17 protein-coding genes are annotated in these 23,109 nt (G+C 74.4%); 10 read left to right on the top strand and 7 right to left on the bottom strand.

Translation table 11 applies throughout. The annotated features are described in order from the left end of the window. Positions 1-206: 206 nt before the first annotated feature. From MOV08_RS31630 to MOV08_RS31640, 3 genes are all read left to right on the top strand, one after another. Complete coding sequence (locus MOV08_RS31630; RefSeq protein ID WP_275309748.1) at positions 207-1,118, top strand: S1 family peptidase; 912 nt, start codon at positions 207-209, stop codon at positions 1,116-1,118. 163 nt (positions 1,119-1,281) lie between these two features. Next, positions 1,282-2,208, top strand: a complete 927-nt coding sequence (locus MOV08_RS31635; protein ID WP_275309749.1) for a slipin family protein — start codon at positions 1,282-1,284, stop codon at positions 2,206-2,208. A gap of 500 nt (positions 2,209-2,708) precedes the next feature. Continuing rightward, positions 2,709-3,773, top strand: coding sequence for a S1 family peptidase (locus tag MOV08_RS31640; protein WP_275309750.1), 1,065 nt, complete (start codon positions 2,709-2,711; stop codon positions 3,771-3,773). A 123-nt stretch (positions 3,774-3,896) separates the two neighbouring features. Here MOV08_RS31640 and MOV08_RS31645 read toward each other — a convergent pair whose 3' ends face one another. Together MOV08_RS31645 and MOV08_RS31650 are read right to left on the bottom strand one after the other, a co-directional pair. After that, positions 3,897-4,337 (bottom strand): subtilase-type protease inhibitor, encoded by a 441-nt coding sequence (locus MOV08_RS31645; protein WP_275309751.1) that lies wholly within the window; start codon positions 4,335-4,337, stop codon positions 3,897-3,899. A 280-nt stretch (positions 4,338-4,617) separates the two neighbouring features. Continuing rightward, complete coding sequence (locus MOV08_RS31650; RefSeq protein WP_275309753.1) at positions 4,618-5,325, bottom strand: TetR/AcrR family transcriptional regulator; 708 nt, start codon at positions 5,323-5,325, stop codon at positions 4,618-4,620. A gap of 120 nt (positions 5,326-5,445) precedes the next feature. On the opposite strand from MOV08_RS31650, the gene MOV08_RS31655 reads away from it, so the two are divergent. Further along, positions 5,446-6,216 carry an SDR family NAD(P)-dependent oxidoreductase gene (locus MOV08_RS31655; RefSeq protein WP_275309754.1) on the top strand — a complete coding sequence of 257 codons (771 nt, stop codon included), beginning with the start codon at positions 5,446-5,448 and terminating at the stop codon, positions 6,214-6,216. A gap of 155 nt (positions 6,217-6,371) precedes the next feature. On the opposite strand, the gene MOV08_RS31660 is transcribed toward MOV08_RS31655, so the two are convergent. Beyond that, a complete protein-coding gene (locus MOV08_RS31660) occupies positions 6,372-7,460 on the bottom strand; it encodes a YhgE/Pip domain-containing protein (RefSeq protein WP_275309755.1) in 1,089 nt (362 codons plus the stop codon). A gap of 185 nt (positions 7,461-7,645) precedes the next feature. On the opposite strand from MOV08_RS31660, the gene MOV08_RS31665 reads away from it, so the two are divergent. The 3 genes from MOV08_RS31665 (at position 7,646) to MOV08_RS31675 (ending at position 13,321) form a co-directional block, all read left to right on the top strand. After that, positions 7,646-11,188: a DNA polymerase III subunit alpha gene (locus MOV08_RS31665; protein ID WP_275309757.1), complete on the top strand. Its 3,543-nt coding sequence runs from the start codon at positions 7,646-7,648 to the stop codon at positions 11,186-11,188. After that, positions 11,185-12,237 carry a DNA polymerase Y family protein gene (locus tag MOV08_RS31670; RefSeq protein WP_275309759.1) on the top strand — a complete coding sequence of 351 codons (1,053 nt, stop codon included), beginning with the start codon at positions 11,185-11,187 and terminating at the stop codon, positions 12,235-12,237. The genes MOV08_RS31665 and MOV08_RS31670 overlap by 4 nt, the downstream gene beginning before the upstream one ends. 226 nt (positions 12,238-12,463) lie before the next feature. Next, complete coding sequence (locus MOV08_RS31675; protein WP_039637716.1) at positions 12,464-13,321, top strand: esterase/lipase family protein; 858 nt, start codon at positions 12,464-12,466, stop codon at positions 13,319-13,321. A 91-nt stretch (positions 13,322-13,412) separates the two neighbouring features. On the opposite strand, the gene MOV08_RS31680 is transcribed toward MOV08_RS31675, so the two are convergent. After that, positions 13,413-14,705, bottom strand: coding sequence for an APC family permease (locus MOV08_RS31680; RefSeq protein ID WP_275309760.1), 1,293 nt, complete (start codon positions 14,703-14,705; stop codon positions 13,413-13,415). Positions 14,706-14,785: 80 nt separating this feature from the next. Between MOV08_RS31680 and MOV08_RS31685 the strand changes: the two genes are divergently transcribed. Continuing rightward, positions 14,786-15,253, top strand: coding sequence for an Lrp/AsnC family transcriptional regulator (locus tag MOV08_RS31685; RefSeq protein ID WP_067353352.1), 468 nt, complete (start codon positions 14,786-14,788; stop codon positions 15,251-15,253). A gap of 32 nt (positions 15,254-15,285) precedes the next feature. On the opposite strand, the gene MOV08_RS31690 is transcribed toward MOV08_RS31685, so the two are convergent. Beyond that, a complete protein-coding gene (locus MOV08_RS31690) occupies positions 15,286-16,284 on the bottom strand; it encodes a lytic polysaccharide monooxygenase auxiliary activity family 9 protein (protein WP_275309761.1) in 999 nt (332 codons plus the stop codon). A 284-nt stretch (positions 16,285-16,568) separates the two neighbouring features. Next, on the bottom strand, positions 16,569-19,088 hold the full coding sequence (locus tag MOV08_RS31695) for a SpoIIE family protein phosphatase (RefSeq protein WP_275309762.1): 2,520 nt from the start codon (positions 19,086-19,088) through the stop codon (positions 16,569-16,571). Positions 19,089-19,274: 186 nt separating this feature from the next. Between MOV08_RS31695 and MOV08_RS31700 the strand changes: the two genes are divergently transcribed. Continuing rightward, positions 19,275-19,928, top strand: a complete 654-nt coding sequence (locus tag MOV08_RS31700) for a class I SAM-dependent methyltransferase (protein ID WP_275309764.1) — start codon at positions 19,275-19,277, stop codon at positions 19,926-19,928. Positions 19,929-19,934: 6 nt separating this feature from the next. Here MOV08_RS31700 and MOV08_RS31705 read toward each other — a convergent pair whose 3' ends face one another. Next, on the bottom strand, positions 19,935-20,864 hold the full coding sequence (locus tag MOV08_RS31705; RefSeq protein WP_275309766.1) for a GNAT family N-acetyltransferase: 930 nt from the start codon (positions 20,862-20,864) through the stop codon (positions 19,935-19,937). A 253-nt stretch (positions 20,865-21,117) separates the two neighbouring features. On the opposite strand from MOV08_RS31705, the gene asnB reads away from it, so the two are divergent. Beyond that, positions 21,118-22,968, top strand: a complete 1,851-nt coding sequence (gene asnB, locus MOV08_RS31710; RefSeq protein ID WP_039637722.1) for an asparagine synthase (glutamine-hydrolyzing) — start codon at positions 21,118-21,120, stop codon at positions 22,966-22,968. The last annotated feature ends 141 nt before the right edge of the window (positions 22,969-23,109 follow it).

Raw genomic sequence — 23,109 nt, forward strand, 5'->3', positions numbered from 1 at the left:
GCCCGGCGGGGTGGTGCGGGGGGCGCGCAATCGGGGCGGCCCTCTTGCGCCGCGGGGTCGGCGCACCGGACACTCCCGGTCAGGAGCGTTTGTCAGGGGCACGCAAAGAATGCGGGGGCGTCCCCTCCCGCGTGCGTCGCAGTGCCCTTCGGCTGCGCCTCACGGGCCGCCCCTCGGCGGTCCCCGAATCCCCCTCGGAGGAATCAGTGAGGAACGAGCGCACCATCCCCCACAGCGGCGTGGCGAGACGCACCCGGCTGATCGCCGTGGCGTCCGGACTGGTGGCCCTCGGTGCCGTCGCCGTCCCGACCGCCGCCGGCGCCCAGACCCCCGCCCCCGCCACGACGTTCAGCGCCGCCCAGCTCACCGCCGCGAGCAACGCGGTCCGCGGCGCGGACGTCGCGGGCACCGCCTGGCGGGTGGACCCGGCGACCCGCACCCTGGTCGTCACCGCCGACAGCACCGTCTCCACGGCCCAGATCGCCAGGATCCGGCAGGCCGCGGGGAGCACCGCGGGCGCGGTCCGGATCGAGCGCACCGCGGGCCGGATCCGCAAGCTGATCTCCGGCGGCGACGCCATCTACGCACCGAGCTGGCGCTGCTCGCTCGGCTTCAACGTCCGCAGCGGCAGCACCTATTACTTCCTGACGGCCGGTCACTGCACCGACGGCAAACCCTCCTGGTACACCAACTCCTCCGGCAGCACCAGCATCGGGCCGACCACCGGCTCCAGCTTCCCCGGCAACGACTACGGCATCGTCAAGTACACCAACTCCTCGGTGGCGCACGCCGGTACGGTCGGCAGCCAGGACATCACCAGCGCCGGGAACCCCACGGTCGGCCAGACGGTCACCCGCCGCGGCTCCACCACCGGCGTCCACAGCGGCAGGGTCACCGGCCTGAACGCCACGGTGAACTACGGCAGCGGCGAGATCGTCTCCGGCCTCATCCAGACCACGGTCTGCGCCGAGCCCGGCGACAGCGGCGGCCCCCTCTACGCGGGCACCAAGGCGCTCGGCCTGACCTCCGGCGGCAGCGGCGACTGCACCAGCGGCGGCACCACCTTCTTCCAGCCCGTCACCGAGGCGCTCAGCGCGTACGGCGTGAGCGTCTACTGACCGGCTGAGGACCGAACGGCCGCACTGACGCAAGGGCCCCCGCCGACCGGCCGGCGGGGGCCCCTGCGTCAGTGCCGCGAGCCTCGACCGGTCCCTGGGCCGGGCCTACCATGGGAGACGAAGGTGACTCGGGCGACGTAACGGCACACTTCAGGGGGCCGTGATGGTCGGAGAACTGGTGGCGGCCGGGGTGGCGCTGGCCTCCGCGGGGACGGTCTATCTGATGGCCGCGGCGCGGGTGGTCAAGCAGTACGAGCGCGGTGTGGTGCTCCGGCTGGGGCGGCTGACCTCCCCGGTGCGCGGCCCCGGCTTCACCATGATCATCCCGGCCGTCGACCGGATGCGTAAGGTCAACATGCAGATCGTCACGATGCCGGTGCCCGCGCAGGAGGGCATCACCCGGGACAACGTCACCGTCCGGGTCGACGCGGTGGTCTATTTCAAGGTCGTGGACGCCGCCGACGCGGTCGTCCGGGTCGAGGACTACCGCTTCGCGGTCTCCCAGATGGCGCAGACCTCGCTGCGGTCGATCATCGGCAAGAGCGAGCTGGACGATCTGCTGTCCAACCGCGAGAAGCTCAACCAGGGCCTGGAGCTGATGATGGACAGCCCGGCCATCGGCTGGGGCGTGAGCGTCGACCGCGTCGAGATCAAGGACGTGTCGCTGCCGGAGACGATGAAGCGCTCGATGGCCCGGCAGGCGGAGGCCACCCGGGACCGCCGGGCCCGGGTGATCAACGCCGATGCCGAGCTCCAGGCGTCGCGGAAGCTGGCCGAGGCCGCCGCGGCCATGTCCGACCAGCCCGCCGCGCTGCAACTGCGGCTGCTCCAGACCGTGGTGGCGGTCGCCGCGGAGAAGAACTCCACCCTCGTCCTGCCCTTCCCCGTGGAGCTGCTGCGGTTCCTGGAGCGCTCCGGACTCCAGGCCCAGGCGCAGACCGAGCAGGTGGAGGCGGAGACCGAACGGGTCCGCGCGCAGCGGCCGGTGACCCGCGACGCCGCCCCGGCTCCGGCCCCGGTGGAGAACGGCCAGGTGAGCGACGACCTGCCGGTGCTGGAGGAGCTCCCGGAGGCGGAGAACCTCCCGTAGGGCCCCGTGAGCCCCGCCGTCCCTCTCCCGTTCGCAGCGTTCGCAGCCCTGTAACACCGTCATAGGCGACCGCCGCGCCCCGCCGCGCCCCTCCGCGCGGCGGTTCCGTGCCGCCCGACGATGTCGGCCCCGTGTCATCGGCCCGCCGGCGTCGGTCCCGTTCGCGGTGGTGGGGTCGCTTTCCGGACAGGTGTGGCCCTCACACTTCGCGCGCCGCCGGGCGGTCCGCGTGCCCTCTGATGTCCGCACTCAGGACTCGGCCGCGCGGATATCGGCGTGAACGACGTGTGCCGAAAACGTGAACTCCCGCACCTGAGACCGGAACCCGGTCTTGTGCACGAGTGGGGCGGATGGGAATACTCGGCTCTGTTGGCATGGACGCGACGCCCTACGGCGGCTGCCACGGGGCCGACCCGTCTGTGCTCGGTACCTCACACCTCACTCTCGGGCCCGCGCGACTCCCCACGGTCAGGGCCCATCCCCCCACGGGAGGCACTGAGTTGAAGCACCGACGCATACCCCACCGCCGCACGATACTGGCCAGCGCGGGCGCGCTCGCGCTCGCCGCCACCGCGACCGTCACCCTCGCCAACGCCCACGCCGCCCCCGCCCCCTCGGTGGCCACGCTCTCCCCGGCGGCCGCGACCACCCTGGCGTCGCAGCTCAAGACCGGTACGGCCGGCGCGTTCTACGACGCCAAGGCCCAGAAGCTGGTCGTCAACGTGGTGGACGAGGCATCCGCCGCGGCCGTCCGGGCCAAGGGCGCGGAGGCCAGAATCGTCAAGCACTCGATGGCCCAACTCGACGCGGCCCGGCAGACGCTGAAGACCGGGGCGACCATCCCCGGCACCGCCTGGGCCATGGACCCCAAGGCCAACAAGGTCGTGGTGACCGCCGACCGCACGGTCACCGGCGCCAAGCTGGACCGGCTCACCAAGGTCGCCAAGGGCCTCGGCGACACCGTCGAGATCCGCCACTCCCAGGGCGAGTTCAAGCCCCTCATCGCCGGTGGCGACGCGATCTGGGGCAGCAGCGCCCGCTGCTCGCTCGGCTTCAACGTGACCAAGGGCGGCCAGCCGTACATCCTGACCGCCGGCCACTGCGGCAACGCCGTCCAGGAGTGGTCCGACCAGCAGGGCGGCCAGACGATCGCGACCACCGAGGACTCCAAGTTCCCCGGCAACGACTACTCGATCGCCAAGTACACGGGCAACACCGACCACCCCAGCGAGGTCGACCTCTACAACGGCAGCACCCAGAAGATCACCAAGGCGGCGGAGGCCACCGTCGGCGAGAAGGTGCAGCGCAGCGGCAGCACCACCCAGGTGCACGACGGCACCGTCAAGGGGCTGAACGCCACCGTCAACTACCAGGAGGGCACGGTCAACGGCCTGATAGACACCGACGTCTGCGCCGAGCCCGGTGACAGCGGCGGCGCCCTCTTCGACGGCGAGAGCGCCCTCGGCCTCACCTCCGGCGGCAGCGGCGACTGCACCAACGGTGGCGAGACCTTCTTCCAGCCGGTGCCGGCCGCCCTCCAGGCGACGGGCACGCAGATCGGCTGACCTGCACGGCCGATCGGCTCCGGCCCACGGCGCGAACCGGCCCCCGGACGCTCTCCTCGTCCGGGGGCCGGTGCCGTTCCGCCGTGTCGGCGCGTCATTGCGTCGACGCATCGACCCGACGGATCAGAACTCGAAGACCGAGCCCTTTCCGTCCGTCATCTCACAGGAGTTGGCGAAGACGTGGGTGTACGCGATCCGGCGGCCCTGCCAGACGCCGTCCGCGGTGACCACGACGGGGGCCCAGATCTTGTTGCAGATCCGCCCGCTCGCGACCTCGGTCACCTTGTTGAAGTCGCCGGAGGCCGTGCGCAGTTGGGCGCAGGCGGCCTTCGCGTACGGGTGGCTTCCGGATGCCGTCGGCATACAGCTCAGTGTCGCCGCGCGCAGCGACGTGGTGGTCGCGCGGCTGTCGCCCTGGCCAATCGTCAGGACCATTTCGGTGGGTGCGTAGAGGCCACCGGTCCGGGCGGGCTGGGCCGGCGCGGCGGCGGCCTGCGCGGTGGTGGACAGCGCGCCCAGAACCAGCGCTGCGCCGAGCGCGATCGTCCCAGTGATGTGCCGCATGACGAACTCCCTTGTTCGTGGGTGAAGATGCCGGACGGGAGTCTGGCCCAACCGCACCTCAAACGCACGCGGCCCGATCACTTTCGGTCGATAGATGAAAGCTGAGGGTAATGGCGCGAAAGTGTCCGGGGGTGGGGGAGCGGGGTGCCCGCGGGAGCGGTGCGGCCAGCGCGGTTGAGGGTCCTCCGGTGCGACCGGAGTCGTTCCCGGGAGGGGGGATTCGGCCGCCGACCGGTCGTTCGGGCGGTATACGATCTCCGGCGATTGGCCGGGGGCGGAGCTAGTTGCCGCCCGGACTGTCCTGGTTGCCCGGGCCCTGTGGGTCCTGTGGGCCGTCCAGTTCGGGCAGTCCCGCGGTGAGCGCCCGCATCCCGCGGACGACCAGTTCGGCGGGGCCGTGCGGGCCGTCCGCCGGCTGGTCGCCCGCGGCCCACTCCTCGACCGCGACCCGCAGCGCGGTGTTCGCGGCGGCCGCGGCCAGCCGCACCACCAGCGGATCGGCGCCGGTGAGCCGCGCCAGGACCGGCCGCAACTCCTCCTCGGAGTCGTGGTGCACGCGGTGCCAGACCGCGCGCAGCGCCGGTTCGCCGGGCATCGCCCGCAGCAGCCCGCGGGTCCAGCGCAGCGCCTCCTCGGCCGGCTCGTCGGCGGGGGTCAGCGCCCGCCGGGCGGCCCGCTCCAGCGCCACCCGGGGCGACGGCGCGCCCGGCCCGGCGGTGGCGGCGGCCAGGTCGCCGATCCACTGCCGGACGCCGACCGCGAGCAGCGGGGCCACGGCGTCCTCCTTGGTGCGGAAGTACCGGTAGAAGGTGCGCAGCGCGACGCCCGAGGCGCGGGCGATCTCGTCGGCGGTGACCCCGGGGCCGCGGTCCGCGAACAGGGCCGCCGCGGTGCGGGCGATCTCCAGCTGGGTCTCGGCCTTGCGGCGCTCGGTGAGGGAGGGACGCGCGGGGGTGGGCGCGGCTGTGGGGCGTGGTGCGGTGGGCATGGGCTCAGCTTACGGAGCGCGATGGCGCATCGGCATGTAGTGCGAATATGGCACATCATGCCAAGTAGGCGTACGGTGCGGACCGAGCCCCCAGAGGCACTTCACGAACGGAGCAGCACCATGAACCGCTTTGACGGACGCCGCGCACTGATCACCGGCGCCGGCTCGGGCATCGGACAGGCCACCGTCCACCGGATCCTCGCCGAGGGCGGCCGGGTCGTCGCGGTGGACGTCGACGAGGCGGGCCTGGCGGCCACCGCCGAGCGGGCCGCCGCGGACGGCGCCGCCGACCGCCTGGAGACCGCGCGGCTGGACATCGCGGACGAGGCCGGGGTGCGGTCCGGCGTGGCCGCCGCGGTGGCGCACCTGGGCGGGCTGGACGTGCTGGTCAACGCGGCCGGCATCCTGCGCTCCGCGCACACCCACGCGACCACGCTGGAGTTCTTCAACAAGGTCGTCTCGGTCAATCTGACCGGCACCTTCCTGATGATCCGCGAGGCGCTGCCGGCCCTGCTGGAGGGGCAGGCGCCGGTGATCGTCAACTTCAGCTCCACCTCGGCCTCGTTCGCCCACCCGTACATGGCGGCGTACGCGGCCAGCAAGGGCGGCGTCCAGTCGATGACCCACGCCATCGCCAGCGAGTACAGCAAGCAGGGGCTGCGGGCGGTGTGCGTGGCGCCGGGCTCGATCGCCAGCAACATGACCACCGGTCGCGGCCCGGGGCTGCCCGAGGACGCCGACATGAGCCTGTTCATGAAGCTCGCCCCGGCCATCGGGCAGGGCTTCGCCGGCCCGGAGACCGTCGCCGGCGTGATCGCGATGCTCGCGTCGGAGGACGGCGCGTTCATCACCGGCACCGAGATCCGCATCGACGGCGGCACGCACATGTGACGGATCCGCGATGGCCGGGAGCTGACGGCCCGTAGGGGATCACCCGCGGGCCGCGCCGGCCGAGCGGGAGAATGGGCAACGGCGCCTCGTGCGTGCCGCGTCGGGAGGGGCGTGGCAGGCGCGGGGCGCTTCTCGTTCGTGCCGGGCGCCCGGGCTCAGGCCGGCGGACGCTCCCCGGCGCCGGCCGTCCCGTCGTCGGCTCGCTCGCCGTCGGCCCGCTCGCCGGCCGTCCGGTGCAGCGTCGCCAGGACGACGGTGACCAGCGCGCCGCCCACCGCCCAGGCGGAGAGCACCAGCAGCGGTCCGGTCAGCGCCTGGCCCCGGAAGTACGCGATCGAGCGCGCCGCCCAGGTGCCGGCGCCCGGCGGCAGCGCGGGCCCGATCGCCCGCCAGAACGGCGGCAGCAGCGGATACGGATAGGCGCCGCCCGCGCTCGGGTTGCCGAACACCACGATCACCAGGATCGCCAGGCCGATGCCGATGATGCCCAGCAGCCCCTGGAAGGCCAGGGTGGTGGCGCCCACCGCGAAGACGGTCAGCGCGCCCAGCCCCCACAGGCCGAAGAGGCTGCCGGGCAGCGCGCCGAGGACCGGGCCGACCACGAGCGCCCCGGCCAGCCCGGCGGCAATCGCGTAGAGCGCCAGCGCGGCCAGCCGGATGACCGCCCGCTGCCGGTTGGCCGGGCGCGCCCCGGCGCTGATCGCCAGGATCGCGGCGCACAGGTAGCCGCCCACGCACCACCCCACGACCAGGTAGAAGGACGACAGGCTGCGGCCGTCGCCGGCGTCGGCCGGGACCACGTCCTCGGTGCGCACGGTCCGCCGCTGCTGCTTCTCGGCCGCCGTCACCACCGCCTCGACCGCCTGCGAGAGCGAGGCGCCGCCGCCGCTGGCGACCAGCAGCCGGTCGGTGGTGCCGCGCGGGTCGACGAGCAGCGCGGCGTCGAGGGTGCGGTCCTCGATCCGGCGCCGGGCGGCCTGTTCGGAGGCGACCGGGCGCGGGTCCAGCGGCGCGCCCGGGAGCCGGTCGAGGGTGCGCACCAGCTCCGCGCGGACCTGGGCGGGGGCGACCACGCCGAGCGGCACCCGGTCCGGCTTCGGGCGGTGGAAGGCGCCGGCGTACGACGTGATGAACGCGACCATCAGGCCCAGCACCCCGATCACCAGGAGCGCCGCCCGGGTCGTCACCGCGCTCTTCACCTCCTCGACGAGGGTGGGGCGAGTGCCGTCGTCGGTCGTGGCCATGCGCCGCTCCGTTCTGGGATTCGCAGCTGTTCAGGGGCTTTATATCCCTTTCGGTCGGTATCTCCTGGTCGTCGTGATCTCCGGGCGTGTGTTCGTACGGATGTTCGAAAGAAGCGTTATGGTGGAGGAAGTGAAACGAGGGACGCGAATACAGCCGGGGGGCGTATGAGGTGCAGGAGGTGCGGATGCCCGGGTTCACGCATCTGCACACCGCTTCGGGCTTCTCGCTGCGCTACGGCGCCTCCCACCCCGAGCGGCTGGCCGAGCGCGCCGCCGAGCGCGGGATGGACGCCCTCGCGCTGACCGACCGGGACGGGCTCTCCGGCGCCGTACGGTTCGCCAAGGCCGCCGCCGAGGCCGGCGTCCGCCCCCTGTTCGGCGCCGAACTGGCCGTCGCGGAGCGGGAACCGGCGCCCCGGCCCACCCCCCGCCCCCGCACCCCGGTGCGCGGCGGCGCCTTCCTCGACGAGTCCGCCGCCCGCGCCGTCTTCCTGGCCCGGGACGGCGCCGCCGGCTGGGCCGCCCTGTGCCGGCTGGTCTCGGCCGCCCACGCGGCCCGCCCCGCCCGGCCCGTCGCCCCCTGGAGCGCCCTGGACTCCGCCACCGACGGGCTGACCGTCCTGCTCGGACCGGACTCCGAGGTCGGCCGGGCGCTGGCCGCCGGCCGCCCGGACCGCGCCGCGGAGCTCCTCGCCCCCTGGCGCGAGCGGTACGGCGACGCGCTCCGCCTGGAGGTCGTTGACCACCACCGCCCCGGCAGCGGCCCCGGCTCCCCGCGGCTGGCCGCCCGCACCCTCGGCTTCGCCGTCGACCAGGGCGTCCGCGCCGTCCTGACCAACGCGGTCCGCTACGCCGACCCCGGCCAGGGCCCGGTCGCCGACGTACTGGACTCCGCCCGCCGCCTGGTGCCGGTGGACCGGCACCGCCCCGAGACCTGGGACAGCGGCGAGCGCTGGCTCAAGGACGCCGCCGCGATGGGCCGCACCGCCGAGCGGATCGCCGAGGCGGCCGGCCACCGGCGCGACCTCGCCCACCGGCTGCTCGCCATGACCGAACAGACCGCAGGGGAGTGCCTGGTGGACCCCCGGGACGACATCGGGCTGGGCCGCATCCACTTCCCCGAGCCCCGGCTGGTCGGCGCCGAACACCGCACCGCCGCCCGGGTGCTGCGCTCCCGCTGCGCCGCCGCGATGGTGCTGCGCGGCTACGACCGCGACCGCACCCGCTGGGCCCGGCTGCACGACGAACTGCGCACCGTCGAACGGCTCGGCTACCCCTCGTACTTCCTGACGGTGGCTCAGGTCGTGGACGACATCCGGCAGCGGGGGATCCGGGTGGCCGCCCGGGGCTCCGGCGCCGGCTCCCTGGTCAACCACCTGCTGGGCATCGCCCACGCCGACCCGGTCGAACACGGGCTGCTGATGGAGCGGTTCCTGTCCGAGCGGCGGGCCGCGCTGCCGGACATCGACATCGACGTCGAGTCGGCCCGCCGGCTGGAGGTCTACCACGCGATCTTCGACCGCTTCGGCGCCGAGCGGGTGGCGACCGTCTCGATGCCCGAGACCTACCGCGTCCGGCACGCCGTACGGGACGTGGGCGCCGCGCTCGGCCTGGACCCGGCGCGGGTGGACCACCTCGCCAAGGCGTTCCCGCACATCCGGGCCCGGGACGCCCGCGCCGCGCTGGCCGAACTCCCCGAGCTGCGCGGGGTGCGGGAGGGCGCCGACGAACGGCTGTGGCAGCTGGTCGAGGCGCTGGACGCGCTGCCCCGCGGGATGGCCATGCACCCGTGCGGGGTGCTGCTCTCCGACGCCACGCTGCTGGACCGCACCCCCGTCGTGCCCACCAGCGGCGAGGTCCCCCATAGCCTTAAGGGCATGGGAGGTACCCCCATCGCGATGTCCCAGTTCGACAAGGAGGACGTGGAGGACCTCGGGCTGCTCAAGCTCGACGTGCTGGGCGTGCGGATGCAGTCCGCGATGGCGCACGCGGTCGCCGAGATCGGCCGGACCACCGGGGTCCGCCTCGACCTGGACGACCCGGCGCAGGTGCCGCCCGGCGACCCGGCCACCTACGGCCTGATCCGCTCGACCGAGACGCTGGGCTGCTTCCAGATCGAGTCGCCCGGGCAGCGCGACCTGGTCGGCCGGCTCCAGCCCACCACCTTCCACGACCTGGTCGTCGACATCTCGCTCTTCCGGCCGGGCCCGGTCGCCGCCGACATGGTGCGCCCCTTCATCGACGCCCGGCACGGCCGCGCGGCCGTCCGCTACCCGCACCCCGACCTGGAGGAACCGCTGCGCGAGACCTACGGGGTGGTGGTCTTCCACGAGCAGATCATCGAGATCCTGCGGATCATGACCGGATGCCGGCGGGACGAGGCGGACGAGCAGCGGCGCGCGCTGTCGGACCCGGAGAAGCAGGGCCGGGTGCGCGCCTGGTTCGCCGGGCGGGCCGAGCGGCGCGGATACGCACCCGACGTCATCGCGCACACCTGGGAGATCGTCGAGGCGTTCGGCGCGTACGGCTTCTGCAAGGCGCACGCGGTGGCGTTCGCGGTGCCCACCTACCAGTCCGCCTGGCTCAAGGCGCACCACCCCGCGGCCTTCTACGCCGGGCTGCTCACCCACGACCCCGGGATGTACCCCAAGCGGCTGCTGCTCGCCGACGCCCGGCGGCGCGGGGTGCCGGTGCTGCCGCTGGACGTGAACCGGTCGGCGGTCACCCACCGGATCGAACTGGTGTCCGGTAGAGAGGGTGCTCCGGACGCCTGGGGGCTGCGGCTGGCCCTCTCCGACGTGTACGGAATGAGCCAGGTCGAGGCCCGGCGGATCGCGGACGGTCAGCCCTACCGCTCGCTCCAGGACCTCTGGCAGCGGGCCCGGCCGAGCCGCCCGGTGGCCGAACGCCTCGCCCGGGTCGGCGCGTTGGACGCCTTCGGCGCCAACCGCCGGGACCTGCTGCTGCACCTCGCCGAACTGCACCGGCACGGACACGGCGCCCCCAGCGGGCAGTTGACGCTCCACCTGGACGACCGGACGGAGGTCGAGCCGGTCGAGCCGGCCGGCCTGCCCGACCTCGACGACGTGGAACGGCTCAGCGCCGAACTGGGCGTCCTCGGCATGGACACCTCCCGCCATCTGATGGCCGATCACCGGGAGTTCCTCGCCGAACTCGGCGCGGTGCCGGCCCGGCGGCTGCGCGACGCCCGGCACGGCGAGACGGTGCTGGTCGCCGGGGCCAAGGCGGCCACCCAGACACCGCCGATCCGCTCCGGCCGCCGGGTCATCTTCACCACCCTCGACGACAGCACCGGCCTGGTCGACTGCGCCTTCTTCGACGCTCCCCCAGGCCCGGGGGGCCTGGGAGGTACCCCCAGCCCCCTTGCGGCGTGCGCCCGTACCGTCTTCCACTCCTGGCTGCTGCTGGTGCGCGGCACGGTCCAGCGGCGTGGCCCGCGCAGCCTCAGTGTGGTCGGCAGCGCCGCCTGGAACCTCGCCGAACTGGCCGAACTCCGCCGCACCGGCGGCCTGGAGGCGGTCACCGCCCGGCTCGCCGCCGCGCCGGAGCCGTCCGACGCGGGCGCCGTTCCGCTTGCCGGCCCCGGCCGCACCATCCGCCTGGAGACCGGCTACGAGATGCACCCGTGGGCGGACCTCCAGCCGCCCGGTGAACGCGCCGCCACCGGGCGCAGGCTGTGGCACGCCAGCCCCGGGAGCGCCGGATGACCCCGCCCGGCGCCCGGCGGTCGCCCGGCACGCTGTACGTCCGTTTCCGGACCGCCGCCGACGGGCCCGTCGACGCGCGCCAGTACGAGCAACTGCTCGGCCTGATAGGCCAGTTCACCCCCGTCGTGCAGGCGCTGCCGCCGGACGCCGCGCTCGCCGACGTCCGCGGCGCGCTGCGCTACTTCGACCGGGACGCGGCGGGCATCGCCGCGCTGATCCGGCTGCGCGCGCTGGCCTGGCACGGCGTGCGGTGCACCATCGGCGTCGGCGACAACCCGCAGCTCGCCCGGATCGCGGCCCAGGACGCCCCGCCCGGCGGGATCCGGTCGGTGCCCGCCGACCCCCGGGCCGTCGCCGCCTTCCTCGACCGCCGCCCGGCCTCCGCGCTGTACGGCGTCGGGCCGGCGGCCGCCCGCGCGCTGTCCGCCTACGGGCTCGACAGCATCGGCCGGATCGCCGCCGCCCCGCCCGCCACCCTCCAGCGGATCCTGGGCGCCAGGGCCGGCCGCGCGGTCTCCGAACGGGCCCGCGGAATCGACCCCACCCCCGTCACCCCCAACGCGGCGGCCCGCTCGATCGCCGCCGAACACCGCTTCGCCCACGACGAGTTGGACCCGGACCGGCGCCGCCGGGCGCTGCTCTGCCTCGCCGACGAACTCGGCGCCCGGCTGCGGGCGAGCGGACAGGCGGCCCGCGCGCTCACCCTCACCGTCCGCTACGCCGACCGCTCCACCACGACCCGCACCCGGCGGCTGGACGGGCCGACCGCGCACGGCCCCGCGCTGACCGCGGCCGCCTACGCGCTGCACGCCGCACTCGGCCTCCAGCGGGCCCGGGTGCGCACGCTGGCCCTGCGGGCCGAGGACCTGTGCCGCGCCGAACACGCCGCCCGCCAGCTGACCTTCGACCCCGTCGACGACAAGGCGCACCGCATCGAAGCGGCCGCCGACCGCGCCCGGGCCCGCTTCGGCGCCACGGCGGTACGTCCCGCCGGGACGTTCGGACCGGTCCCGGGGCGGACCCCGCCGCGCCGCCCGGCCCGCTCGTAGGCGCCACCGCCGTCGGCCGGCATTTCCCCGACACACAACCGGAGTTGCGCACCCGGTCATGCGGTGCGGATCCGGTGCGTCTTCCTTCACCGTCACGCCACTGGTACGCCGTGCTTACCCGCCCGTAACTTACTTGCAAGTCACCACGTTGGCCCTTGCGATCCGGATCGCAGGTGAACGGCTCGCCGAGCACCTCGGAGTCCCCTCACCCCGCAAGGAGCACCGTATGAAGCTGCGTTGGTCGAGACTGCGCGCCGCCCTCCCGGCGGTCGCCCTGGCCCTGGGTCTCACCACGGCAACCCCCGCGGCGGCGTCCCCCACCGTCAGCAGCGGATGGAACGACTTCTCCTGCAAGCCCTCCAGTGCCCACCCCCGCCCCGTCGTCCTCGTCCACGGCACCTTCGGCAACGCCATCGACAACTGGGTAGGCCTCGCACCCTACTTGGTCGCCCGCGGCTACTGCGTCTTCTCCCTGGACTACGGCCAACTGCCCGGCGTCCCGGTCTTCCACGGGCTCGGCCCGATCGACGCCTCGGCACAGCAACTCGCCACGTACGTCGACCAGGTGCGGGCCGCGACCGGTTCGGACAAGGTGGACCTCGTCGGGCACTCGCAGGGCGGCATGATGCCGCGGGTCTACCTGAAGTTCCACGGCGGCGCGGACAAGGTGCACACGCTGGTCGGGCTGGCCCCCGACAACCACGGCACCACCCTCAGCGGTCTGACCAAACTGCTGGACCTCTTCCCCGGCGCCAAGCAGTACCTCGACAAGTTCACCCCGGGGCTGACCGACCAGGCCACCGGCTCCGACCTCCTCAACCGCCTCAACGCCGGCGGCGACACCGTCCCCGGCATCCACTACACCGTCGTCGCCACCCGGTACGACGAGGTCGTCACGCCCTACGCCTCCGGGTTCCTCAACGGCCCCGACGTCCACAACGTCATGCTCCAGGGCCTGTGCGCGGTCGACCTCTCCGAGCACGTGGCCATCGGGACCCTCGACCGGATCGCCTTCCACGAGACGGCCAACGCGCTCGACCCGGCGCACGCCACCCCGACCACCTGCGCCTCCGCCGCGAGTTAGGGCCGCTCGGCCGCGCGCCGGACCCTGCGCCGTCCCGGCCCGCGGTCGGCGCGCGGGCCGGGACGGCGGGTCGGGCGCACCCGCCCGCGGTTCAGCGGGTGCCCCGGCCCGTCCGGCGCAGCGTCAGGAAGCCGACCGCGGCGACCGCCAGCGCCACCGGGATCAGCAGCAGCCACCCGGAGAAGGCGAGCACCCCCGCGGTCAGCACGGCACTGGCCAGCCCGCCGAACCACAGCGGGGTGCGCCGCGGCAGCAGCACCAGCGCGGCGGCCAGCCCCGCCAGGGTCACCGCGGCCAGGCAGGTCGCGGTGGCCCGCATCAGCAGGTCCAGGTCGGCGGCGCCGGTGGCGGCCGGCACCGCCAGCCCCGCCGCCACCACGCCCAGCACCGCCAGCGACCGGCGCGGCACCTCGCCCGGCGCGCCGCCCTTGGCCAGCCAGCGCGGGGCCGCGCCGTCCCGGCCGAGCGCCGCGCCGAGCCGGGAGGCCCCGGCCAGATAGGAGTTGACCGCCCCGAAGGTGAGGAACAGCGCCGCCGCTGCCGCCACCGGGCGGGCGGCGGTCCCCACGCTCTGTTCGAGCAGCGCGGTCAGCGGGGTGTCGGTCCGGGCGGCGGCCGGCCCCAGCGCCCCGATGGTGGTGACCGCCAGCCCCAGGTAGAGCACGGTGATCACGGCGAGCGTACGGCGGGTCACCCGCGGCAGGTCCCGTGCCGGGTCGGCGAACTCGCCGGAGAGGTGGCTGGCCGCCTCCCACCCGGCGAACGCGAAGAACAGCACCGAGGCCGCCGACCCCACCGACGCCCAGCCGCCCGGCAGGAACGGCGTGAAGTGCGCCGCGGACACCCGCGGCGCGGCAGCCAGCACCGCGCACAGCAGCACCGCCGCCAGCAGCCCGCCGAGCAGCAGTTGGACCCGGCCCGACATCCGCAGCCCGACCGCGTTGGAGACCAGCGCGCCGACCAGCACCACGGCGCCGACCACGGCCGCACCGGTCCGGCCCCAACCGGCCGCGTCGGCCACGTACGTGCCGCCGATCCAGGCGGCCGAGACCACGCCGAGCGGCACCGCCCCGTAGAACCACCACCCGACCACCGCCGCGGCCCGCGGCCCGATCGCCCGGTGCACGAAGGTCGCCACGCCGCCGCCGTCGGGGAACCGGGCGCCCAGCGCCGCGAACGACGCGGCCACCGGCACGCACATGGCCAGCAGCACGACCCAGGCCAGCAGGGAGGCGGGACCGGCCGCGGCGGCGGCCAGCGACGGCAGCGTCAGCACACCGGGACCCAGGACGGCACCGGCGCACAGCGCGGTACCGCTCCCGATACCCAGCCGCCGTACATCCGGCCGCGCAGAAGCAGTGAGAGATGTTTCTTGTACGGACACGGCCGCAGACGCTAGCCGGAACGTTGATCAAACGGGGCCGGGGCCGAACGAAATTCGACGGCGACCGGCACCATGGGGGCATGGACGACATTGATTCGGCGATTGTCCGGGAACTGCAGCGCGATGCACGGCAGACCAACCGCGAACTGGCCGGCAAACTGAACATCGCCCCCTCCACCTGTCTGGAGCGGGTCCGCGCCCTGCGCGCCCGAGGGGTGATCACCGGCTACCGCGCCACCGTGGACCTGCGCGCCCTCAACCGCCCCGTACAGGCGCTGCTGACGGTCCGGATCCGGCCCATGAACCGCGAGGTGATCGAGCGGTTCAAGGCGTTCCTGACCTCCCTGCCCGAGGTGCTCACCGTCTATGTCGTGGCGGGCGGCGACGACTTCCTGGTGCATGTCGCCGTCCCGGACGTGGACCGGCTGCACGCCCTGCTGATGGACCGGATCTTCAAGCGCCGCGAAGTCGTCGACTGCCGTAGCTCGGTGATCTACCAGCACGTCGCCAACGACATCATCGAGCCGCTGCCGCCCGAGCGGCCCTGACGGGACCGGACGGGCGGCAGCGGCGGGCGACCTCAGCCCTGGTGGCGGGCGGCCTTGCGGCGGGTGGCCAGGAACAGCACCCCGGCACCCAGGGCGAGCACCGCGGCGCCCCCGACGGCCAGCGGCGCGGTGCTGCCGTCGCCACCGGTCTCGGCCAGGTGCTTCCCGCCGACCGGCCGCGCCACGCCGTCCGGGTGCGGCCCGCCCGCGCCGGAACCGGCATCCGCAGCCGGGGCAGCCGGGGCCTGGGCGCCGGCCGGCCGGTCGCCGCCACCCATGGCGTGGTCGTGGTGGCTCATGTCCATCGAGGACCTGTCGGCGCCCGCGGCGATCTGCCGGTCGGTCGGGGCGGACGCGGTCGGCGCGGGCGCCGAGGGGCTCCCGGCGCCGCCGTTGTCCTTGCCGAAGACCACGTCGGAGCAGGTGTAGAAGGCTTCCGGGCTGTCCGAGCGCTGCCAGATGCTGTAGACGAGGTGGCGGCCGGACCGGGCGGGCACGGTGCCGTCGAAGACGTACTCCCCGTTGGTCAGCGTCGGGTCGGTGGCCTTCGCGAACGGCCGGGCCTCCAGGTCCGACCACTTCAGCGGCTTCCTCGGGTCGTAGCCGTCCTTGGTGAGGTACAGCTCGAACGTGCCCTTGTGCGGCGCGGTCGCCTTGTAGTGGAAGGTGTGCTTGCCCGCCTTCATCGGGGTGGACGGCCAGTCGGCGCGCGGCAGGTCCAGCCCCCTGTACTCGTCGTTGCCGGCGCTGCACAGCTTGCCGTCCGGGATCCGCTCCTTCGACTTGCCGCCGGCGTTGCCGTCCCGGACGGCGTTCCAGTCGTAGAGCGCCTGGGCGCCGCCGACCTGCACGGCGGCCTTGCACGCGGCGGACTCGGGGTGCTCGGGGCCCTCGGCGTAGCAGGCCGCGACGCGGCTGACCGGGTCCGACATCGACCCGTGCGCGGCGGCCGGGGTCGCGGTGAGCACGGTGAACGCCAAGGGGGCGACGCCGAGCAGCGCGAGCACCGTGACGTTGCGGCGAGCGGTCATCGTGGGGGGTCTCCTTCATCGGGTGTGTCGGTTGCGGGCGCGCGGCGCACCGAGGGGGCCCTGCTCCGGGGGAGCGCGGGGCGGTGCGCCGCGCGCGCAGGGGCGGCGGGCGGTGGGGGGTCGGGCGGCGAACGGTACCGGTGCCGCCCTCCGGCGAACGGCACCGGCCGGCCCGCGAACCCGCCGTGCGGAGCTGACGCTAGCCGCCCTGAGCAGCGGATTTGAGGCCCGAAGGCCGATCCGGCGGATCCTTATGGCGCCGTTAAGGGATGCGTAAGGAGCGTCTAAGCGGGGGCGCCGGAGCGGGGGCCGGTCGGCGGGCCGTCGAGGCCGTCGGCGAGTGTGCCGAACGCCTTCGCGGCGGCGTCGGGGCCGGCGTCCAGCGGGAGTTCGGCCCAGATGAACTTGCCCTGCGGGGTGTAGCGGGCGCCCCACCGCCGGGCGTACCCGGCGATCAGGAAGAGCCCCCGGCCGCCCTCGTCGGTGGTCCGGGCGTGCCGCAGGTGCGGCGCGGTGCTGCTGCCGTCGGAGACCTCGCAGATCAGCGACTCCGCCCGGATCATCCGCAGCCCGATCGGTCCGGAGGCGTGCCGGATGGCGTTGGTGACCAGTTCGCTGACGATCAGCTCGGTGGAGAACTCCAGCCCCGTCAGCCCCCACCGGGCCAACTGGTCGGCGGCGGACCGACGGGCCTCGCCGACCGCCGACGGGTCCGCGGGGATGTCCCAGGTGGCCAACTGCTCCTGCGGCAGCGCCCGGGTGCGGGCCAGCAGCAGCGCCACGTCGTCCACCGGCCGGGCGCCGGGCAGGGAGTTGACGACCCGTTCGCAGATCTCCTCCAACGGGGCCTGCGGATCGGAGAGCGCGGTCCGCAGCCGGGTGATCCCGCCGTCCAGGTCGAGCGCCTTCCCCAGCAGCAGCCCGTTGGTGTAGAGCGCCAGCAAACTGCCCTCGGGCAGCGGCAGTTCGACGGACTCGAAGGGCATCCCGCCCAGCCCCAGCGGCGGCCCGGTCGGCAGCTCCAGCACCTGGCAGCCGCCCGCCGGACCGACCAGCAGCGGCGCGGGGTGCCCGGCCCGGGCCAGGGTGCAGGAGCAGGCGACCGGGTCGTAGACCGCGTACAGGCAGGTCGCCCCGACCATCCCTTCGTCGCTGTGCGCGTCGTGCGCGACCCGGTTGACCATGTCGTCCAGGTGGGCCAGCACCTCCTCGGGGGACAGGTCCAGATCGGCCAGCGCCTGCACGGCGGCGCGCAGCCGGCCCATCGTGGCCGCGGCGTGCACCCCGTGCCCGACCACGTCGCCGACCACCAGCGCCACCCGCGCCCCGGACAGCGGGATCACATCGAACCAGTCGCCGCCCACCCCGGACCGCGAGTCGGCCGGCAGGTAGCGGTACGCCGCCTCCACCGCGCTCTGTTCGGGCAGGTCGCGCGGCAGCAGACTGCGCTGGAGGGCGAGCGCCGCGGCGTGCTCCCGGGTGTACCGGCGGGCGTTGTCGATGGAGTTCGCCGCGCGGGTGACGAACTCCTCGGCCAGGACCAGGTCGTCGGGGTGGAACGGGCCGGTGGGCCGCCAGCGCGCGAACGTCGCCGCGCCCAGGAAGTTGCCCCGGGCCCGCAGCGGCACCACCATCAGCGAGTGGAAGCCGAGCGCGCGCAGTTGCCCGGCCCGGACCGGATCGTCGGCCGCCCAGTCGGCCCGGTCCAGGTCCAGGGCCGGGACCAGCACCGACTCGCCCTCGGTCAGGCTCAGCACCACCGGCGCCGACGGCGGGTAGGCGGCCCGCTCCCCGACCGCGATCACCGCCTCCGGGCAGCCCTCCCGCACGGACTGCTGACCGGCCCGGCGCATGGTGAACAGGGTGGCGGGCTCGATCGGCCCGGGCGCGGGCTCCTCACCGGTGAGCATCGCCTCCAGCAGGTCGACGGTGACGAAGTCGGCGAGGTCCGGGACCGCCACGTCCGCCAGTTCCTGGGCGGTCTGCCAGACGTCCAGGGATCCGCCGATCCGCTCCCCGGCGCGGTTGAGCAGCGCCATCCGCTGCCGGGCGCGGTAGCCCTCGGTGACGTCGAGGACCATGTAGCAGATGCCGAGCACCCCGCCGGACTCGTCCTCCAACCGGAAGAAGGACGTCGAGTAGGCGTGCTCGCGCTGCGGATCGGACTCCGGGCGCCCGAGGTACTCGTAGCCCAGGGAGGGCACCCCGGTCCGCAGCACCCGCCGCATCTCCGCCTCGACGGACTCCACCGCCAGGTCCGGCAGCACCTCGCCCAGCCGCCTGCCCAGCCGATCGGTGCGCGCGGTGCCGCCCATCCGTTCCAGGGCGTCGTTCAGCCAGACGTACCGCAGTTCGCGGTCGAGCATCGCCACCCCGATCGGCGACACCCCCAGGATGCCGTTCAGCAGCGACCGGGCCGCCCCCGACCAGGGCGTCCGGGCCATCTCCGAGGCCAGCACCAGCCGCGCGGCGGGTTCCCGGCCGGCCAGCACGGGCAGCACCCGCACCTCCAGGTCGAGCCGCTGCCCCGCGCGGTCGAGCACCGCCGCCAGCCCGCTCCAGCCGCCCTCCGCCGCCAGCCGGTCCGCCCAGACCCGATGCCCGGACGCCGCCTGCGGGTTCGCCGGGGCGAACAGCTCCGCCAGCGGACGGCCGACGGCCCATGACGCCGGATGACCGAGCAGCCGCTCGGCGCCCGCGGTCCAGCCCCGTACCACCCCCGTCCGATCGGCCATCACCACGGCGGTCCGGGTGAGGTCGAAGGCTTCGTCTCCGGGGAGGCGGTTGCTCGGGGAGGCACTCATACAAGACCGTTCCCATGCCGGCGCAAGGCCCCGCGACGGCCCTGCCACCGGCCCGTCACCGCGTACCACCAGCGCCTTCAACGGTACTCCCGGAACCTGTCGGGGCGCTTGCCCAGCGGCCCCCGCCAGCGGCCCGCTCCCGCAGGTCACCGGCGGTTGTCAGTGGCAGCTGGCACCCTGACGGACATGAGCACCGACACCCCGTTCGACCGGGCGACACCGCCCCTGCCCGACCCGTCCGCCGCCTACTGGCAGGCCGCCGCCGCGACCTACGACGACGAGCCCGACCACGGCCTCGGCGACCCGGCCGTCCGCGCCGCCTGGGCCGCCCGGCTGCGCGCCTGGCTGCCGGCCGCCCCCGGCGACGTCCTCGACCTGGGCTGCGGCACCGGCAGCCTGGCCCTGCTCGCCACCGAGCAGGGCCACCGGGTCACCGGCGTCGACCGCTCACCGGCCATGCTCGCCCGCGCCCGGACGAAGCTCGCCGGGCGGCCCGCCACCTTCGTCGTCGGCGACGCCGCCCAACCGCCCGTGGGGGAGCGCCGGTTCGACGCCGTCCTGGTGCGCCATGTGCTGTGGGCGCTGCCGGACCCGTCGGCGGCCCTGCACCACTGGGCGGCACTGCTCGCCCCCGGCGGCCGACTGGTGCTGGTGGAGGGCCGCTGGGGCGAGTCCGCCCCGATGGGCCTGACCGCCGCCGAACTCACCGCCCTGACCGCACCGTTGGCGTCCCGCACGGAGCTGATACCCCTCTCCGGCGACCCGACGCTGTGGGGCCGGGAGGTCTCCGACGAGCGGTATGCGGTGGTCGCCCATGTCGCTGCCCGACGCGGGGCGTGATCGACGTCACCTCCGCCCCAACTCCCGCACATGCCGCACCTCCCCGCCGCACCCCCGGTAGCCGAAGCCGCGGTTGACGGCGAGCATCGGGGCGTTGGTGGTGTCGTTGCCGGTGAACGCCTCGGTGCAGCCGGCGTCGCGGGCGCGGTGCAGGGCGTCGGTCTTGGCGAGCTTCGCCAGGCCCCGGCCGCGGAAGGCGCGCCGGCAGCCGGTCATCGTGGTCAGGTAGCGGCCCAGGCCGTCGGTGGCGGCGAGGGTGTACGCGGCGACCTCGCCGTCGACGGTGACCACGCTGGTCAGGCCCAGGTCGAGGTCGGGGTTCTCCCAGGTGGTGCGGAGCCAGTCCGGGTAGGTGACGGCGTCCGCGGCGACGTCGGCCGGTTCGTCGGCGCCGGCCTCGGCGTCCGCCTCGTACAGGGGGCGCGGATCGGCGCCGAAGTCCGCGCCGGTGCGCAGCCGGACGCCGGGTGGCAGGGCGGCGGGCAGCGGCGGCAGCGCGGTGTGTGCCAGGTCGAGCCGGAGGAAGTCGGCCCGGCGGGTGGGGCGGTAGCCGTGCCGGGCGGCGAAGACCAGTGAGCCGGGTTCGTCGACCGTCCAGGCGTACCCGTGGGTGGCGCCGACCGTGCTCAGGTGCTCCTCGCCGGCGGCCAGCAGCGCGCTGCCGGCGCCGTGCCCCCGGTGGTCGGGATGGACCAGGGGGGTGGCCATGCCCTGTCCCGGTCGGCTGCTGTCGTGCAGCAGCGAGGCATTGATCTGGCCGATCACCCGTCCGTCGCGCACCGCGACCAGCGACCGCAGCCGCTTCGCCGGGGGCGCGGCGGCGATCTGCCAGGCGACGCCTTGCGGGGTCGAGAGGAGGAACCGCAGGGCGGCCCGTCGCAGGTCGGCGACGGGCTTCGCGTCGGCGGGGCGGAAGTCGCGCAGGGTGAGCGTCATGGCGCGGACGGTACGCCGGCGCGGTCCGTTCCGCCGCCCGATTTCCGGGCGCCGGTGGTGGCCGGGGTGGCTTCTGCCGTGCGGGACAAGGGAGTTGACGGCGGTCTGTCGGTGGGCGGTGGGGGTGTGGCTCATTCCGGACGGTCGCCCAGATGTATAGGTGGTCCCTGCAACTACCTGGGCGTACGGTGATCGCGCCGGGCGCCGCCGGGAGCGCGGCGGCCCGCCGTAACCCGAAGGAGGAGCCGCGAGCATGTGCGGAATCACCGGATGGATCTCCTACGACAACGACCTCACCACGCAGCGCCCCGTCCTTGAGGCGATGACCCGGACCATGGCCTGCCGCGGTCCGGACGCCGGCGGCACATGGCTCGCCCCGCACGCCGCGTTCGGGCACCGCCGGCTCGCCGTCATCGACATCGACGGCGGCAGGCAGCCGATGAGCGTCGAGCAGGACGGCCGCACCCTGGTCGTCACCACCTACAGCGGCGAGGTCTACAACTACCGCGAACTCCGCGCCGAGTTGACCGGGCTGGGCCATGCCTTCCGGACGAACAGCGACACCGAGGTCGTGCTGCACGCCTACCTCCAGTGGGGCGAGGCGTTCGTCGAGCGCCTCAACGGCATGTACGCCTTCGCGCTCTGGGACCCGCGCACCGAACAACTCCTGCTGGTCCGCGACCGGATGGGCATCAAGCCGCTCTTCTACTACCCGACCCGCGACGGCGTCCTGTTCGGCTCCGAGCCCAAGGCGGTGCACGCCCACCCTGACGTCCGCCCGGCCGTCGACGCCGAGGGCCTGGCCGAGCTGATCACCTTCACCAAGACCCCCGGCCACGGCGTCTACAAGGGGCTGCACGAGGTCCGCCCCGGCCACCTGGTGCGCATCGACCGCAACGGCGTCCACGTCAGCCGCTACTGGGCCCTTACGGCCCGCGAGCACACCGACGACCTCGACACCACCGTCGCCCGGGTCCGCGAACTCCTCGACGACATCGTCGCCCGCCAGCTGATCGCCGACGTCCCCTTGTGCACCCTGCTCTCCGGCGGCCTGGACTCCTCGGCCATCACCGCGCTCGCCGCCAAGGCGCTGGGCGCCCAGGGCAGCGGCCCGGTCCGCTCGTTCGCCGTCGACTTCACCGGCTACACCGAGAACTTCAAGCCCGACGACCTGCGCGGCACCCCCGACGGGCCGTACGCGCACGCCCTGGCCGAGCACGTCCGCTCCGACCACCACGACATCGTGCTGGACACCGCGGCCCTGATGGACCCGGCGCACCGCGCCGCGGTCCTGGCCGCCCGCGACCTGCCCAACGGGTTCGGCGACGGCGACACCTCGCTCTACCTGCTGTTCAAGGCGGTCCGCGAGCAGTCCACGGTCGCCCTCTCCGGCGAGTCCGCGGACGAGGTGTTCGGCGGCTACCGCTGGTTCCACGACCCGGAGTCGGTCAACGCCGACACCTTCCCCTGGGTCGCCGCGGGAGTCTCCGGCCGGTTCGCCGGCGGCAACGCGGTCCGCGAGGCGCTGCTCGACCGCGCCCTGCTCAAGCGGCTCGACCTGCCCGGCTACGAGCGCCGCCGCTACCGCGAGGCGCTCGCCGAAGTCCCCTACCTGGACGACGACATCGGCCACCAGCGCCGGATGCGCGAGGTCAGCTATCTGCACCTGACCCGCTTCGTGCAGATCCTGCTGGACCGCAAGGACCGCGCCAGCATGGCCGTCGGACTGGAGGTCCGGGTCCCGTTCTGCGACCACCGCCTGGTCGACTACGTCTTCAACACCCCCTGGGCGATGAAGACGTTCGACGGCCGGGAGAAGTCGCTGCTGCGGGCCGCCACCCGCGACGTGCTGCCCGACGTGGTCGCCGACCGCGTCAAGAGCCCCTACCCCAGCACCCAGGACCCCGGCTACAACGAGGCGCTGCGCGACGAACTCAGGGAACTGACCGCCGACCGCGACGCCCCGGTCCGCCCGCTGCTGGACTCCGGAGTGCTCGCCGAGGCCACCGCCGACGGCGCCGACCAGGACATCCGCCCGGGCGCCGAACTCGTCCTCGGCATGGACGCCTGGCTGCGCAGCACCGGCACCACCCTGGAGCTGTAGGCCGCGGACTTCCGCTGTCCCCGGGCACGGTGGCCGCTCCTGGCGCACAATGGATGCGACAAAACCGCGCACCCGCGCCGGCGGATCCGCGCACCCCGCGCGCCCGCCGACCGCGCCACCACCAGCACCAGGAGCGCCACC

Origin of the sequence: Streptomyces yunnanensis (genome assembly GCF_029011865.1) — a bacterium.
Classification (GTDB): domain Bacteria; phylum Actinomycetota; class Actinomycetes; order Streptomycetales; family Streptomycetaceae; genus Streptomyces; species Streptomyces yunnanensis.

Coding starts and splice junctions, on each gene's coding strand:
- MOV08_RS31635 (WP_275309749.1), top strand. CDS start 1,282: ATGGTCGGAGAACTGGTGGCGGCCGGGGTGGCGCTGGCCTCCGCGGGG.
- MOV08_RS31645 (WP_275309751.1), bottom strand. CDS start 4,337: ATGCGGCACATCACTGGGACGATCGCGCTCGGCGCAGCGCTGGTTCTG.
- MOV08_RS31650 (WP_275309753.1), bottom strand. CDS start 5,325: ATGCCCACCGCACCACGCCCCACAGCCGCGCCCACCCCCGCGCGTCCC.
- MOV08_RS31655 (WP_275309754.1), top strand. CDS start 5,446: ATGAACCGCTTTGACGGACGCCGCGCACTGATCACCGGCGCCGGCTCG.
- MOV08_RS31660 (WP_275309755.1), bottom strand. CDS start 7,460: ATGGCCACGACCGACGACGGCACTCGCCCCACCCTCGTCGAGGAGGTG.
- MOV08_RS31665 (WP_275309757.1), top strand. CDS start 7,646: ATGCCCGGGTTCACGCATCTGCACACCGCTTCGGGCTTCTCGCTGCGC.
- MOV08_RS31670 (WP_275309759.1), top strand. CDS start 11,185: ATGACCCCGCCCGGCGCCCGGCGGTCGCCCGGCACGCTGTACGTCCGT.
- MOV08_RS31675 (WP_039637716.1), top strand. CDS start 12,464: ATGAAGCTGCGTTGGTCGAGACTGCGCGCCGCCCTCCCGGCGGTCGCC.
- MOV08_RS31685 (WP_067353352.1), top strand. CDS start 14,786: ATGGACGACATTGATTCGGCGATTGTCCGGGAACTGCAGCGCGATGCA.
- MOV08_RS31690 (WP_275309761.1), bottom strand. CDS start 16,284: ATGACCGCTCGCCGCAACGTCACGGTGCTCGCGCTGCTCGGCGTCGCC.
- MOV08_RS31695 (WP_275309762.1), bottom strand. CDS start 19,088: ATGAGTGCCTCCCCGAGCAACCGCCTCCCCGGAGACGAAGCCTTCGAC.
- MOV08_RS31700 (WP_275309764.1), top strand. CDS start 19,275: ATGAGCACCGACACCCCGTTCGACCGGGCGACACCGCCCCTGCCCGAC.
- MOV08_RS31705 (WP_275309766.1), bottom strand. CDS start 20,864: ATGACGCTCACCCTGCGCGACTTCCGCCCCGCCGACGCGAAGCCCGTC.
- asnB (WP_039637722.1), top strand. CDS start 21,118: ATGTGCGGAATCACCGGATGGATCTCCTACGACAACGACCTCACCACG.